Annotated in this window: 12 protein-coding genes; 6 read left to right on the forward strand and 6 right to left on the reverse strand. The window is 40.3% G+C overall.

Going from position 1 to position 13,962, the window contains the following annotated elements:
* Window positions 1-182 precede the first annotated feature (182 nt).
* Window positions 183-2,090, forward strand: a complete 1,908-nt coding sequence (locus MMU07_RS13615) for a tetratricopeptide repeat-containing sensor histidine kinase (RefSeq protein WP_241126425.1) — start codon at window positions 183-185, stop codon at window positions 2,088-2,090.
* Here MMU07_RS13615 and MMU07_RS13620 read toward each other — a convergent pair.
* The 5 genes from MMU07_RS13620 to MMU07_RS13640 all read right to left on the reverse strand — a co-directional run bounded on the left by MMU07_RS13620 (window position 2,087) and on the right by MMU07_RS13640 (window position 7,949).
* Complete coding sequence (locus tag MMU07_RS13620) at window positions 2,087-3,538, reverse strand: TrkH family potassium uptake protein (RefSeq protein WP_241126426.1); 1,452 nt, start codon at window positions 3,536-3,538, stop codon at window positions 2,087-2,089. The genes MMU07_RS13615 and MMU07_RS13620 overlap by 4 nt on opposite strands.
* 1 nt (window position 3,539) lies before the next feature.
* Window positions 3,540-4,886 carry a Trk system potassium transporter TrkA gene (trkA, locus tag MMU07_RS13625; RefSeq protein ID WP_241126427.1) on the reverse strand — a complete coding sequence of 449 codons (1,347 nt, stop codon included), beginning with the start codon at window positions 4,884-4,886 and terminating at the stop codon, window positions 3,540-3,542.
* 101 nt (window positions 4,887-4,987) lie between these two features.
* The gene (locus tag MMU07_RS13630) at window positions 4,988-5,647 is read right to left on the reverse strand and encodes a tetratricopeptide repeat protein (protein WP_241126428.1); all 660 of its coding nucleotides are present in this window, start codon (window positions 5,645-5,647) and stop codon (window positions 4,988-4,990) included.
* 48 nt (window positions 5,648-5,695) lie between these two features.
* On the reverse strand, window positions 5,696-6,946 hold the full coding sequence (locus MMU07_RS13635; protein ID WP_241126429.1) for a DNA recombination protein RmuC: 1,251 nt from the start codon (window positions 6,944-6,946) through the stop codon (window positions 5,696-5,698).
* Window positions 6,936-7,949 carry an alpha/beta fold hydrolase gene (locus MMU07_RS13640; protein ID WP_241126430.1) on the reverse strand — a complete coding sequence of 338 codons (1,014 nt, stop codon included), beginning with the start codon at window positions 7,947-7,949 and terminating at the stop codon, window positions 6,936-6,938. The genes MMU07_RS13635 and MMU07_RS13640 overlap by 11 nt, the downstream gene beginning before the upstream one ends.
* Before the next feature lie 132 nt (window positions 7,950-8,081).
* Here MMU07_RS13640 and MMU07_RS13645 point away from each other — a divergent pair, with 132 nt between their 5' ends.
* The 5 genes from MMU07_RS13645 (at window position 8,082) to MMU07_RS13665 (ending at window position 12,903) form a co-directional block, all read left to right on the forward strand.
* On the forward strand, window positions 8,082-9,173 hold the full coding sequence (locus MMU07_RS13645) for a DUF2891 domain-containing protein (RefSeq protein ID WP_241126431.1): 1,092 nt from the start codon (window positions 8,082-8,084) through the stop codon (window positions 9,171-9,173).
* Entirely contained in the window at window positions 9,170-10,384 is a 1,215-nt protein-coding gene (locus MMU07_RS13650) for an Nramp family divalent metal transporter (protein WP_241126432.1), read from the forward strand. The genes MMU07_RS13645 and MMU07_RS13650 overlap by 4 nt, the downstream gene beginning before the upstream one ends.
* A 260-nt stretch (window positions 10,385-10,644) precedes the next feature.
* A complete protein-coding gene (locus MMU07_RS13655) occupies window positions 10,645-10,794 on the forward strand; it encodes a hypothetical protein (RefSeq protein WP_241126433.1) in 150 nt (49 codons plus the stop codon).
* 17 nt (window positions 10,795-10,811) lie between these two features.
* Entirely contained in the window at window positions 10,812-12,227 is a 1,416-nt protein-coding gene (locus MMU07_RS13660) for a sensor histidine kinase (protein ID WP_241126434.1), read from the forward strand.
* 1 nt (window position 12,228) lies between these two features.
* The gene (locus MMU07_RS13665; protein ID WP_241126435.1) at window positions 12,229-12,903 is read left to right on the forward strand and encodes a LytR/AlgR family response regulator transcription factor; all 675 of its coding nucleotides are present in this window, start codon (window positions 12,229-12,231) and stop codon (window positions 12,901-12,903) included.
* A gap of 285 nt (window positions 12,904-13,188) precedes the next feature.
* Here the strand turns inward: MMU07_RS13665 and MMU07_RS13670 are convergent, their stop codons facing one another.
* Window positions 13,189-13,947, reverse strand: a complete 759-nt coding sequence (locus tag MMU07_RS13670; RefSeq protein ID WP_241126436.1) for a 3-keto-disaccharide hydrolase — start codon at window positions 13,945-13,947, stop codon at window positions 13,189-13,191.
* Between the last annotated feature and the right edge of the window lie 15 nt (window positions 13,948-13,962).

The following is a 13,962-nucleotide window of genomic DNA, read 5'->3' on the forward strand; positions in this document are numbered from 1 at the left end:
AGGTTTATTCAGCAAGTTTTATTTACTCGTTTTCTCTATACAATCAAAAAAAACTTTTTGACAAATATTAATATGTTTTATGCACAATTAAATTTAATTCATATTAAAAATATTTTGTAATTAATTGGAATAAGGCTATTTTCGAACGATTTTTATAATTCAAAGTAGAAAATAATTCTTCCGTGAAAAATAATCTTATACCAAATTTTATTTTATTATTATCCATCATTTTCCATTTGCCTAATTTGACATTTGGTAATTACCATAATTCCCAAAATAATTTAGCGGACAATTTGCTTTTTCGGTATAGAGAGTCCGAATCAGATAGAGAAAAGCTTGATTTGCTATCTGAATTGGTCAAGGTTATCCATTACTCTGATTCAGCCCAAAAATATTATCCCGAAGCAATAAGACTTGCTAATAAACTTCAAGACCACGAATTGGAGGCTCAAAATCTCAACAGATTGGGGGTTTATTATCGAAATATGAACCTTCAGGAAGAGGCCCTCAAACTATATGAAGAGGCTTTAGAAATAAGTAAAAAAAACAATAATCCGGTTCAGATTGGGCATTCTTTAAACAATATAGGACAGATTTATTTTTATAGAGACCTTTTTGAAGAATCCTTGGAGTATTACAAAGCTGCAGAAACCCAATTTCTGAAAGTCGGAGACCAAGAGGGATTGGCATACAATTACACAGGAATGAGTCCTGTTCTGGGGGCTTTGGGCAAAAACAAAGAAGCTTTGGAGATAATTAACAAAGCCATAAAAATCCGTGAGGAAGAAGGTAATAAGAGGCAGTTGCTTGTTTCGAAATTCAACCGGTCTGTTCTTTTAATGTCTATGGGGGAATTTAACAACGTGGAAGAGGATGTCTTGAACCTTTATCATTATGGCATCAGCAATGACAAAATCAGAGCTATCCATGCCCTTGAGAAACTTGTGGAATTGAACCTGGCGACGGGAAAAATTTCTCAGGCTGTCCAATTCGCAGAAGAAGCAAAATCCCTTCACGAACAAAGACCCAACTCAGAATCGATGATTGAGATTTATGAGATGATGTACCAACTATATTTTGACAGGGGAAACACAGCCGAATCCAAAAAATACCTCTCGCTTCTGGACGAGGAAAAGGAGGTTTTAAGTGCTGAAAGGATAAAAAATTACCTTGCAGGGCTTACAATCAAAAAGCAAAAAGATGAAATAGCCGCATTAAGCAGAGAAAACGAACTGATGCAGTCAAATCAGAAGTTCAAAATGTACATCACCTTTGCTTTATTGATGTTGGCATTTTCACTGTTTGTAGCCCTTTCTATTTATTATAGATCTTACAAAAAAGAAATATACAATATCAGGAGACTCAGGGAAAAGCAGTTAAAAATCGAAAGTCAGGCTGCTGAACTCAACAGGTTGAATATTGAAAAGGATAAAATATTCTCCATTCTTGCCCATGATTTAAAAGCCCCCTTGGATTCACTTTGGGGAATGGTAAAGCTTATCAATGAGGATAACCTGAGTCAGGAAGAATTTGAATCTTATCTACCGATTCTTTCTCAAAACCTAGGGAATAACTCTATGCTCTTGGAAAACCTGCTTATCTGGTCGAGAAGTCAGATGAGGGGCATGAACACTCAATTTTCAAAATTCAACCTACACGATTTGGTCGATCAAAATCTTACTTTCCTCTCTGGATCGGGTTATTTTAAAGGTCAGGTTTTGGAAAACTATATTCCAAAATTCATTGTGATCGAAGCTGAGAAAACCATGCTTGAAATAGTTATCAGAAACCTCCTTACCAATGCCCTGAAATTTACCCATGCAAATGACAAAATTACTGTTGCATTGGAGGAAGAGGATGATTTTTATACCGTATCAGTTTCAGATCAAGGTATTGGTATGACTGAATCAAGCTTAAGCAAGTTGTTTGGCAATGAATTTTATACCACTACCGGTACACATCAAGAAAAGGGTACAGGATTGGGATTATTGCTTTCCAAAGAACTGGTAAGGAAAAACCGTGGAGAAATCTGGGCCAAAAGCCAGATAGGTTCAGGGTCTACTTTTTGCTTTACACTTCCCAAATTCTAGTTAGCCCTCCAAAAATAGGGAGTGAAAAGGACCAAGATAGTGAAGAGTTCGAGTCTTCCTAAAAGCATCAAAAAACTAAGGAATACTTTTGAATACGGGTCAAAAAATGCAAAATTATAGATTGGACCTACTTTTCCAATTCCCGGCCCTACATTACCCAAACAAGTCGCCACGGCACCAAATGAGGTAAGTATATCATATCCCATAAGTGAAATTACTACAGATCCCGTCACAAAAATCATCAGATAAATCAACAAGAAATTCATGATATGGGTAATGATTTTCCCGGTAACTCTGTCTCCATTAATTTTTAAGGGAACTACAGCCCTTGGGTGAACAATTCTTTTGAACTCAAGCCAACTGTTTTTAAAGAATGTCAAATGTCTGACAAATTTGATCCCGCCGGCTGTAGAACCGGCCGATGCACCCAAAAAAAGAAGCATAAAGAAAATCAAAGTCAGTCCGTCATTGTATGATGTATAATCGGCAGTAACAAATCCTGTAGTAGTGATCAGAGAAACAATCTGAAACAAAGTATCCCTGAAAGCTTTTTCCAAATCATGACCTGAATAAAAATAAACGGGAACAGCTAAGAAAAATGCCAGTACAATGATGGTTGAGGCATAGGCTCTAAATTCGTCAGATCGCCAAACCCTATCAAATTTGCCAGTCAGTCCGAAATATATGACGGTAAAGTTGGTGCCTGCCAAAAACATAAAAACAATGGCTGAATATTGTATAAAAGCAGAATCATAAAAGGCCAAACTTGCATTTTTGGTAGAAAATCCTCCTGTTGCCATGGTAGTCAATGCATGGTTGACAGCATCAAAAAAAGTCATTCCACCAAAATAATATAAAACACCAAGCGTAAATGTAAGCCCTACATATATCAACCAAAGCCTTTTGGCAGTCTCTTGGATTCTGGGATGAAGTTTATCCGAGGTAGGCCCCGGAGACTCCGCCACAAACAATTCAATACCTCCAATTCCTAAAAGCGGAAAAATAGCTACTGTCAATACGATGATACCTAGACCACCCACCCACTGTGACATGCTTCTCCAAAATAGAATTCCTTGGGGGACCACTTCTATGTCAGTCAATATACTTGCCCCTGTGGTGGTCAATCCTGATACAGTTTCAAATAAAGCATCACTGAAAGTATGCGTAGTACTACTCAAAATATAAGGTAGCATACCAAAAATTGACATGAAAACCCAACTAAGGGTCACGATCAAGTAACCTTCTCTTTTTCTGATATTTTGGTCCTGCTTTGCAAATGAAAAAAACATAACTGCCCCTACGAGAAGAGAGGCAGAAGCAGACATTAACAAAGGATAATGGTCACCACTGTCAAAATAAAGCGAAAATCCAAGACCAGGAAACATCAAAAGGGACAAAAGCATCAACAATGCCCCCATTACTTTCCCAATGGCTTTATAGTGAATCATATCAATGAAAAAGTTTCTCTAAAGCTGCTTTGGCTGCAGGCAAAGCCAGTACTATCGCCTTATCGTCTACATGAAGAGTAAAATCCCCATCGGGAATAAAAACTTCTTCCCCTCGAATGACTCCTGCTACAATAGCGGTATCCGGAAAATGAAGGTCTTTTAGGGTTTTTTTGGTCAACCTGTTTCCCTTTGTAATGACATATTGAATGATTTCTGCATCTACGCCGTAGATACCTGAAACAGCTTCTACCTTCCCTTTTTTCAAAAATCGGGTAATCTGATTGGCTGCCACCAATTTTTTATTGATCAAAGAGTCAACCCCTATACTGTGTGAAATGTGGATATATTCCCTGGTGTCCACATGTGCTATGGTCTTATATACACCGTGGTTTTTGGCGCTTAGAGATGTAATTATATTAGTCTCTGATGATTCGGTAAGAGATATAAAAGCCTCCATTTGTTCCAAACCCTCCTCGATCAACAGTTCGATATTCTTATAATCACCGTTGATTATAAGTGTATTATTGAGTCTTTCTGAAAGCCATTTGCAACGTTCTTTATCTCTGTGGACCAGTGTGACTCGAAATTCATCCTCAAGCTTTAGGGCAGTTGCAAATGCCATATCATCTCCACCGATGATCATGATATTTTTGATGCTGACTTTTTTCTCTCCAAGAAGTTCAATGATAGACTCGACGGCTTTCTTATTGGAGATAAAAAATACGTGGTCATTGTTTCTGATTATGGTATTTCCTCTCGGGATGATTGTCATTTGGTCCCTTACTATGGCCACAATCCTGATATCCCCAAACAAGGGGATATCTTTCATGTCAGAAATCTTCTTGTTGAACAAAGGGCTATATTGGTCCAAAGAAATACCGACAATATTGAGTTTTCCCCCTTCAAATTCAAATACTTCTGTGAAAGTGGAGTTTTTGATCATGCGGTATATTTCACCGCTACAAAGCATAGTCGGTGAAATAATATTATCGATCCCGATATTTTTGAAATAAATCTCATGTTCAGGTTCTAGGTAGTCATGGTTACGCACCCTTGCAATTACCCTTTTTGCACCGAGTTGCTTTGCCAAAGTTGCCGCCACAATATTGGTTTTTTCTGAAGTGGTGACAGCCATAAACATGTGAGTTTCCTTCAGATTGGCATTGTTGAGCACTTCTAGCGAAGTAGCATCTCCCATGATAGTCATTACGTCAAGATGCGAGGAGGCATTATCCAGGGCATCTTTGTCGACATCAATCAGGGTAATATCTTTGTTTTCATAACTAAGTTGCTCGGCTAGATGGTAACCCATATCTCCGGCACCTGCAATGACGATGTTCATTCCCATTTGGTAATTTCAATAACAGCCAGGGGTGTAAAAGCTTTTCCTGACCAAATCGGGCAAAAGGTAGGATGTTTTGTACCTAAGAACAATAAGAATTTTGATTTTTATTTACAAAAGGATTGGAGATACTTGTCAGTCTGTGTGTTTCCAAGTCTTTTGGCCTCCTTCCAGTCTTCACAAGCTTGGACATTGTTTTTTACTTTGTAATAACAAAATCCCCTATTAGTCAATATATCGGCATTGGAAGGGCTGTGTTTAAGTGCGTTGTTATAATCAATTATAGCTTTATCGTGTTGGCTTGATTTTAAGTAGCAATTACCCCGATTAAAATGATAAGCCCAAACCAATTCAAATTCTTCACCATTGATTTTACTATACCTGATGGCATCAGAATAGGCAGTAATCGCCTCTTCTATACGTTTTTCTCTTTGAAGAATGTTTCCAAGGTAATATGCCATTTCATCATCTTCTTCAAAAATTAAAAGTCCCGCCCTCAAGGTTTGAATTACTTTCTCCTTTTTTGATTGCACTTGACCTCCTGCCCTATAGAAATTCAAATATGCAGGATGAAATGAAGGATCATCCTCAATTACTTTTTCCAGAATTCTGGCTGCCATTTCATAATTTCCATCTGAAATCATCAATACCGCCGCATTGTTAATTTCAATTGAATTTTCCCTTACCTCGGGATCCAAATCAAAAATCTGTTGCGCAGATGAAAAAAAACTAATGAAAAGGCAAAATATTAAGCTGAAGAATTTCATTGGGAAGAAATGTTTTTTCAAAAATAAGAAGGAATAATATCCAACCAATCATTCCAACAGCTTTCTTCCCTCCTCCTCCGGCATGATTTCCACATCCTTTAACTTTCTCTGAATTACCCTTGTCCTTGTCCCTACCAATTCATCTAAATCGCTGTGCGCTTCATGAATTTTCTTTTGGGCTTTGCTAATCAGGTCTCCAAATTTGGAAAATTCGGATTTGACGGCCCCCAATACTTTCCATACTTCACTGCTTCTCTCCTGAATTGCCAAAGTCCTGAAACCCATCTGAAGGCTGTTGAGCATGGCAGCCAATGTGGTCGGTCCGGTAATGATGATTTTGAAGTCTTTTTGGAGGGATTGGGCAAGATTGGGTTCTCGGATAACTTCCGCGTACAGACTTTCCATGGGAAGGAAAAGCATGGCAAAATCGGTGGTAAAGGGTGGATGAAGATACTTTTGACTGATATCCTGGGCGGCTTTCCGGATGGCTTTGAAGAGTTCGGCCCTTGCCAAATCTATGATAAGCTTGTCTCCGGTATCATAGGCATCCTGAAGTCGATAGAAAGTCTCTTGCGGAAATTTGGCATCTATTGGCAAATAAACCGGCCCGTCCTCCTTGCTTCCGGGCATTTTGATGGCGAATTCCACCCGCTCAGAATTTCCCTTCTTGACGGAAATGTTACTCGCATACTGTTCGGGGGAAAGGATATTTTCCAATATCCCATGCAATTGGTATTCTCCCAACACTCCCCTGCTTTTGACATTGCTAAGCACCCGCTTTAGGTCTCCTACTCCGGTTGCCAGGTTCTGCATTTCCCCAAGTCCTTTTTGAACAGCCAAAAGTTGATTGGTCACCAACTCAAATGATTGGCCTAATCTTGCTTCCAATGTCTTCTGCAATTTCTCATCGACCGTTTCCCTCATTTTGTCAAGCCGCTCTTCGGTAGATGCCAACATCCTTTCCTGTTTGAAGATCAAGTCTTGGAATTTTTCTCTTTGCAGTTCATTGAATTCTTTGACATTTTCTCTGAAAATCCTTCCAAAATCCTTCAAAACCTCAGATTGTTCTTTCGAATTTGCCCTTAGAGAGTCAAACACCAAACCAAACTGACGCAGCAAACCTTCCTGAATTTCTGTCCTGTTAGCAGCCATCTGCTGTGCGAATTCCTGCTTTAATTGATTCAAAGCCAATTGATTGGAATCCTTGTCAGACTTATTAGTTTGGATTTTGATGACTAAAAAAATGACAAGTAAAAACTGACCTATAAAAAGGATAATCAATAAGGTATCAACGGTCATGGCTTAAGAATTTTGGGGTGGAAAAGTAATCCCTTTCTGCCTGAATCCCCAAAAAAGAAAGATATTCCAAGACAGTCTCCGTCGGTATTTCTTCCATCGGAACATGTCCTGCATTTTCAAAAACCTTCAGTTTGGAACCAGGAATGGCCTCCGCGAGCCTTTCTCCATTTTCTAACGGAATCCAATTGTCATGTTTTCCCCACATGATCAGCACAGGCATAGTAAGCTTTTCAAAATCCACGTCGTAAGATTTCCTAGTGGTCAACCTGTCCAAAGTTGCCTGACGGTTTCCTTCCATTCTCAACAGTTCGTAATACCTGGTCAACATCTCATCTGTGATTTTGGAATGGTCATGAAAGACCTGCTTGAGGTTAAGCCCAAAAATGAATTTTGGCGTGCATTTTAGTAACAACTTGTTGAAAATAGGGTTTTGGGCAACTTTAAAAATCCAAGCACCTGAGTTGTAGGATTTGCTTTGGGCGGTGTCAGTTTTGGTTTTTGGCCTTGCACCGGATGAATCGATAAGGTTAAGCGTCAAAATCCTGTCAGGTTGGTCTGACGCCATTTTTAGCGCTACTCCTCCGCCCATACTGTTGCCTGCTACATGGAATTCATCCAAACCCAAGTGATCAGCAATACCAAAAACCAGTTTGGAATAATCTTCAATACCATATCTTTTTTGGCTATCAGGACCTGAAAGGCCATGACCGGGCAAGTCCATAGAAATGGTCATAAAAAAAGGGTTCAACTCATTTTCCCAAGCCTCCCAGGTATGGAGAGATGAAAAACTTCCATGGATCAAAAAGATGGGTTCACCTTCTCCCCTGACCTTCACGTGAACGTTTACACCATCCACCTCCAAGAAAAAAGAGTTTTCATTGCTGTATTTTCCTATCAGTTTTTCGGAAGAAATATCACCTCTGTAGCAGGCCAATAACCCAAGAATCACTACCAAAACAAGGAATAATATAACCTTAAGCAACTTGAGAATAAGTCTTTTCATGAATTTTCGTTAAGTTAATCTTCAGGCAAAATATCAAAAATCAAGCTATTTATAACCCCAACATGCCAAATATATGCGCCTGTCTGAAAAAATCACCTTTATCCCTTATATTCAAAATTCAAAACCATCGACATGATCAGATCTTTGTTCTTACTGCTTTTCTTGGCAGGCTTCCTTTTGTCCTGTCAGCCAAAAATAGAAACCTCCGAAATTCCCGACCCCATACGTCTGACAGAAGCTGAGGCCAATAGACTTTCGAAACTTCCCCTGCATTGTATGCAAACAGAATATCCCAATAAACTCAACCAAACTTTGGGAAATGAATCTGAACTGAAGGGCCCAAAAGCACTTCATCCCGCATTTTATGGCTGCTTTGACTGGCATTCAAGTATGCATGGTCATTGGATGTTGGTGAGTCTTTTGAGACAATTCCCCGACTTAGAAAATGGAGAAGAAATCAGAAGAAAATTATTGGAGAATATCAGTGCAGAAAACATTGATGTAGAAGTCGCCTATTTTAAAGGTCCTTCTGATCCAGGTTTTTCCAGGACTTACGGTTGGGCTTGGATGCTGAAACTCGCAGAGGAAATCCATCTTTGGGATGATCCTTTGGCAAGGGAACTGGAAAAAAACCTTCAGCCATTGACAGACCTCATGGTGGAAAAGTACCTTGAATTTTTGCCAAAACTCATTTATCCCATCAGAGTTGGTGAGCATACCAACATCGCATTTGGCCTGTCATTGGCTTATGATTATGCCAAAACCTTGAATCACGTTGGCCTGCAGGAATTGATTAAATCCAGGGCATTGGACTGGTTTTCTAAAGATGAAAATTGCCCTTTGGTATATGAACCAAGCGGTTTTGACTTTTTGTCGCCCTGCTTTCAGGAATTGGATATCATGCGGAAAGTGACGTCCAAAGAAGATTTTCGACCATGGGTCAAACAATTTTTACCCCAACTGGCGAATACTGATTTTGCTTTGGAGCCGGGAAAAGTCAGCGACCGGACTGATGGAAAATTGGTTCACCTTGACGGACTTAACTTTAGCAGGGCTTGGGTGCTGTATGGTTTGATCAAAGATTATCCTGAGGAATATGGCCACCTGATGCAGGTAGCCAATGTGCACATCAACTATTCCCTTCCATCTATAGTGGATGATAATTATGAAGGGACGCATTGGTTGGGCACTTATGCCATTTATGCTTTGCAGCAGGCACCATGAGTTGGAGGAAATACATCGGTCCCGGGCCGATTGTTGCAGCTGCTTTCATTGGACCTGGGACGGTTACTGTTTGTACGCTTGCGGGAGTAAATTTTGGTTTTGACCTTCTTTGGGCAATGGCTTTATCCGTCATTGCTACGATTGTCCTTCAGGAAATGGCAGCTAGAATCGGATTGGTCACCCAAAAAGGTTTAGCTTCGGTCATTTCGGAAACCCTTCAAAAAGGAATCCTCCGTTACTTCTCCATTTTCCTAGTGATGACAGCCATCGTTTTGGGGAATGCTGCTTATGAAGCAGGAAACATCAGCGGAGGTGCATTGGGTGCTGAATTATTCTTTCAAACTCAGATTTTAAACCTTGGACAATTGGAAGTAAATCTGCTCAATCTTTTAATAGGATCTTTTGCTTTGATCTTATTATTGACCGGAAGTTATAAATCGATCAGTAACTATCTGACAGGTTTGGTGATTTTGATGAGTATTGCTTTTTTGGGAACTGCGATCTTTTCTAAACCGGATATATTGGCTTTACTTTCAGGATTTAAACCAAGCATCAATCCTGAGAATATCTTCACCATCGTCGCCCTGATTGGTACGACGGTTGTTCCTTACAATCTTTTTTTACATTCATCTCTGATTTCCCAAAAATGGAAAACCATCCAAGACCTCAAATATATCAGGGTTGATACCCTAATTGCTGTCATTTTGGGAGGATTGGTTTCCATGGCCATCATCATTACTGCCAAAGCCGGATCTGCAACCGAAGTCAACTCAGCGGTTGATTTGGCCATTGGGTTGGAGCCCTTAATGGGCAAAATGGCCAAATACTTTATGGCTTTCGGATTGTTTGCTGCAGGAATCACCTCTGCGATCACAGCACCGTTGGCAGGTTCATTGGTCATTGCAGGGAGTTTTGGCTTTTCCACTGACCTTAAAAGTCTTCCTATGCGGATCAGTATTGTGGGAATTTTGGGTTTGGGCTTAGTCTTTTCTTCATTTGGGATCAAACCGATCCAACTGATTCTCTTTGCGCAACTGGCAAATGGTGTTTTGCTTCCCTTATTGAGCGGTTACATTCTCTGGTTGGTCAATAAAAAATCTGTAATGGGAATCCACACCAACAGAGTATGGATGAATGTTTTGGCTTTCGCAATCTGGCTGATCACGTTATTGCTTGGAGGAATGAGTGTTTGGAAGGGGCTAGCAGGTTGAAAGGTTGGAAGATTGGAAAATTGAAACTGCGTATTGTCACTCCTAACTGAAAACTGCAACTGCCTACTGCTACTGATAACTGTAAACCGCGACTGTTAACTGTAAACTGACCACTGCCCACTGAAAACTACCTACTGAAAAACTGCCCACTGAAAACTGCCTACTGAATTTCCACCCCAAATTCCTTTCGCTTCATCACATTTTTTTGTGGTACTTTATTATCAGGCTTATCCTTGTCAAAGAATCGACAAACCTAAAGCATGAAATCAAAGACTCCCTGTTTCATTTTACTGATAGCAGCCATATTATATAATATTTGGCTGATAGGAAAAGCGGAAGAAGAAAAACAAAAACTCAAAGCCACAAATGGGATTTCGGTTCCAAAAAATAACCCTACCCAGTCCAAATAATTAAGAAAACCAATCCCATGAAAGAAAAACCTCTACCCTTTAGACAAATTGAATGGTGGGTGATGACAATATTGTTTGTTACCATCATTTTAGCCAACATTTTCCAGTCCAACTTCTACTATTTTGAACCGAATGGGTCGGAACTTACAAGGTATTTTGCCAAAATCCTGATACCTGTTATACTTTTCCTTTCTTTCTTCTTGCACCATCAGGTATTGATTCCGAGCAAAGAAACCAGAAAACGTAAATCCACTTACTACATTTACTCCTTCCTCATCCTCTTGATGTCCTTCATTTTTGTTGGCGGATTTTCAATGATGGGTGAACTCGCTCAAAACTTCGCAGCACCCTACTATTTCAGTACGGTAGGCCTTTATATTGGATACATTTTGTTGTGTGACGTGATTGAACAGATTTTTCCTGCAGGAGAAACGAAAGACTTTCAGCCTTATAACCTTGTAAGAGTAATTACAATTTTCGCCTTTGCGATGTTGTTTTTGTTTGGCTTGCAGGATATTATCGAAAGCTGGATTCCGCTAAGCTACACGATCGCCATCCCTGTGATGCTTGGCATTGTGCTTTATAATTACTTCTTTATATACCGAAACAGAAAGAAAGAACGGAATAAGCTAGCCAATTCCCTATTTGTGTTGTTGATATTGGCATTGTGTTTTTTCTTTTTCATTTTGGCAATTGAATACTCGAATGTAGGGATCTTGGTCATTGGATTGGCGGTGGTGATATTTGTTGCCGGCCTCCTTATCCCCTTTTCCAACCTGCTGTTTAAAAAATATGATCACCTTTTAGGTCAGATAAATACGCTAAGCTATAGGGTGGACGAAGGTTCAGCCAAACTCTCCTTACTCAGGATGCAGATCAATCCCCATTTCCTTTTCAATATCCTGAATACCCTGTATGGAACAGCCTTACAGGAAAACGCAGAAAGGACTTCTGAGGGAATCCAAAAGCTCGGAGACATGATGCGCTTTATGCTTCATGAAAACAACTTGGACAAAATCCCGCTTGCAAAAGAAAAGGAATACCTGATCAATTATGTCGACTTGCAAGTACTGCGCATCAAATCCCATGACAATGTAGACATTGATTTTAGGCATAATCCTGAAAACTGTACAGGGGATATCGCGCCGATGTTGCTTATCCCCTTTGTGGAAAATGCATTCAAGCATGGAATCAGTTTCCAAAAGAAATCATGGGTCAAAATCAGCCTGCGTTGTACGGATGGAACCATCCATTTGGATGTCAACAACAGTATCCACCGAAGCCATGAAGATGACCCTGAATCCAAGTCAAACGGTATCGGCTTAGACAATGTCAAACAGCGTCTCCAACTCCTGTATCCGGAGAAGCATGAACTTGTCATTCGGGAAAACGAAGTAGAATATTTTGTACATTTAACCATAAAACGCTCCTGATATGCTCCATGCAATAGCCATAGACGATGAACCGATGGCCCTCGAGGTAATCAAAGCCCATGCAGCGAAAGTGCCTTTTTTGGATTTGCGCAAGGTATTCACAGATGCAATCCTTGCCTTGGAATACATCAGAAGCGAGCAGGTGGATTTGATTTTCCTCGATATCAAAATGCCCGATATCTCAGGGCTGGAACTCGCCGCTTTGATTCCGAAAGACACCATGGTCATTTTCACTACAGCTTACTCAGAGCACGCTGTGATGAGTTTCGAATTGGATGCGAAAGATTACCTGCTCAAGCCTTTTAACCTCGGGAGGTTTTTAAAATCCTGCCAAAAAGCACAGGAATGGCATGAACTGAAAAAAGGAAATGCAGCAGGGACCATTTTTGTCAAAACAGGCTATGAGCAGATCAAGGTCAATTTCGACGAGTTGCTCTTTTGTGAAGCAAATGGAAACTATGTGAATTTCCAACTCCCAAAAGATAAGATCCTCAGTAGAATGACCCTGGCAGAAGTCGAAAAAATCCTGCCTTCCAATTTTGTCAAATCCCACCGTTCTTTTTTGGTGAATATCCAACATGTTCAAAAAATCGAAAGGCACCAATTGACTGTAGGCGATAAGCTCGTCCCGATCAGTGTCAGTTACCAAGAAGGATTGATGGATAGGTTGAAGTAGGTAGGAAGTTGGGAAGTGGGAAGTTGGGAAGAATAAGACCGATGACCGATGACGGTTGTTTGGGATGAGAGAAAGAATAAAAAGTATTTGATATTTGAAGGTATTGTTGCAAGAATGGCAAGAAAACAGAAAACCTATCCTTGTGACTTCGACCAGAGGGAAAAGTCTTTTTGAGGTAGGAAGTTGGTGGTATGGAAGTGGGAAGTTTGGAAGTTGGGAAGAATAAGACCGATGACCGATGCTGTGAATTTTCATCGGTCATCTGTCATCCTTCATCCGTCATTTTCACAACTTCCTCACCCAAATATTCCTGTAGCTAACCAAATCTCCATGATCCTGGAGTTCTAGCGGCATTTCAGTAGCATGGGCTTTGTAATTAGGAATTCCGATGTATTCGGTTGGGCCTTTTATTTCTACATTATTCTGTACCAAAATCCCGTTGTGAAGCACAGTCACTCGTGCAGGAGATACCAACATGCCATCCGCATTGAACTTTGGAGCGGTAAAAATCACATCATAACTGTTCCATTCTCCCGGAGCTTTCATCGCATTGACCAAAGGAGGATGTTGCTTGTAGATACTTCCCGCCTGACCGTTGGAATAGGTTCTGCTTTCATATGAATCCAAAACCTGCAATTCATATAAAGACATCAAGAATATCCCTGAATTTCCTCTTCCCTGTCCTTCGCCTTTGATCACTGTGGGAGCAGACCATTCGATATGAAGCTGCATATCCCCAAAACCTTGCTTTGTTTTGATCGCACCGGTTCTTGGTACGACGGTAAATGCGCCGTTTTCAACTTTCCATTGTGGGGCACTACCATCCTTTGCACTGACAAAGTTGTCAAGGTTTTTTCCATCAAATATGACAATCGCATCGGAAGGGGCTTGTCCCAATTGGGCAGCTGCTGTCACTTTTCGGGGAACGGGCTCCCAAAATTCAGTGGCTTCAGGTGGAAGTTTGATGTCTTTTTGTTGGGCAAATAAAGGCGTTGCAGCCATCAGGGCAATCACAGTCAAAGAGGCTTGAAAATGCTTTTTCATAGGTTATTTGGTTTA

It is taken from the genome of Cognataquiflexum nitidum (genome assembly GCF_022538055.1).
In the GTDB taxonomy this organism is placed as follows: domain Bacteria; phylum Bacteroidota; class Bacteroidia; order Cytophagales; family Cyclobacteriaceae; genus Cognataquiflexum; species Cognataquiflexum nitidum.

What these genes read in the sequence shown, in the direction of transcription:
- MMU07_RS13660 (WP_241126434.1), top strand. Translation starts at nt 10,812, where the DNA reads ATGAAAGAAAAACCTCTACCCTTTAGACAAATTGAATGGTGGGTGATG.
- MMU07_RS13650 (WP_241126432.1), top strand. Translation starts at nt 9,170, where the DNA reads ATGAGTTGGAGGAAATACATCGGTCCCGGGCCGATTGTTGCAGCTGCT.
- trkA (WP_241126427.1), bottom strand. Translation starts at nt 4,886, where the DNA reads ATGGGAATGAACATCGTCATTGCAGGTGCCGGAGATATGGGTTACCAT.
- MMU07_RS13670 (WP_241126436.1), bottom strand. Translation starts at nt 13,947, where the DNA reads ATGAAAAAGCATTTTCAAGCCTCTTTGACTGTGATTGCCCTGATGGCT.
- MMU07_RS13635 (WP_241126429.1), bottom strand. Translation starts at nt 6,946, where the DNA reads ATGACCGTTGATACCTTATTGATTATCCTTTTTATAGGTCAGTTTTTA.
- MMU07_RS13655 (WP_241126433.1), top strand. Translation starts at nt 10,645, where the DNA reads ATGAAATCAAAGACTCCCTGTTTCATTTTACTGATAGCAGCCATATTA.
- MMU07_RS13640 (WP_241126430.1), bottom strand. Translation starts at nt 7,949, where the DNA reads ATGAAAAGACTTATTCTCAAGTTGCTTAAGGTTATATTATTCCTTGTT.
- MMU07_RS13620 (WP_241126426.1), bottom strand. Translation starts at nt 3,538, where the DNA reads ATGATTCACTATAAAGCCATTGGGAAAGTAATGGGGGCATTGTTGATG.
- MMU07_RS13630 (WP_241126428.1), bottom strand. Translation starts at nt 5,647, where the DNA reads ATGAAATTCTTCAGCTTAATATTTTGCCTTTTCATTAGTTTTTTTTCA.
- MMU07_RS13665 (WP_241126435.1), top strand. Translation starts at nt 12,229, where the DNA reads ATGCTCCATGCAATAGCCATAGACGATGAACCGATGGCCCTCGAGGTA.
- MMU07_RS13645 (WP_241126431.1), top strand. Translation starts at nt 8,082, where the DNA reads ATGATCAGATCTTTGTTCTTACTGCTTTTCTTGGCAGGCTTCCTTTTG.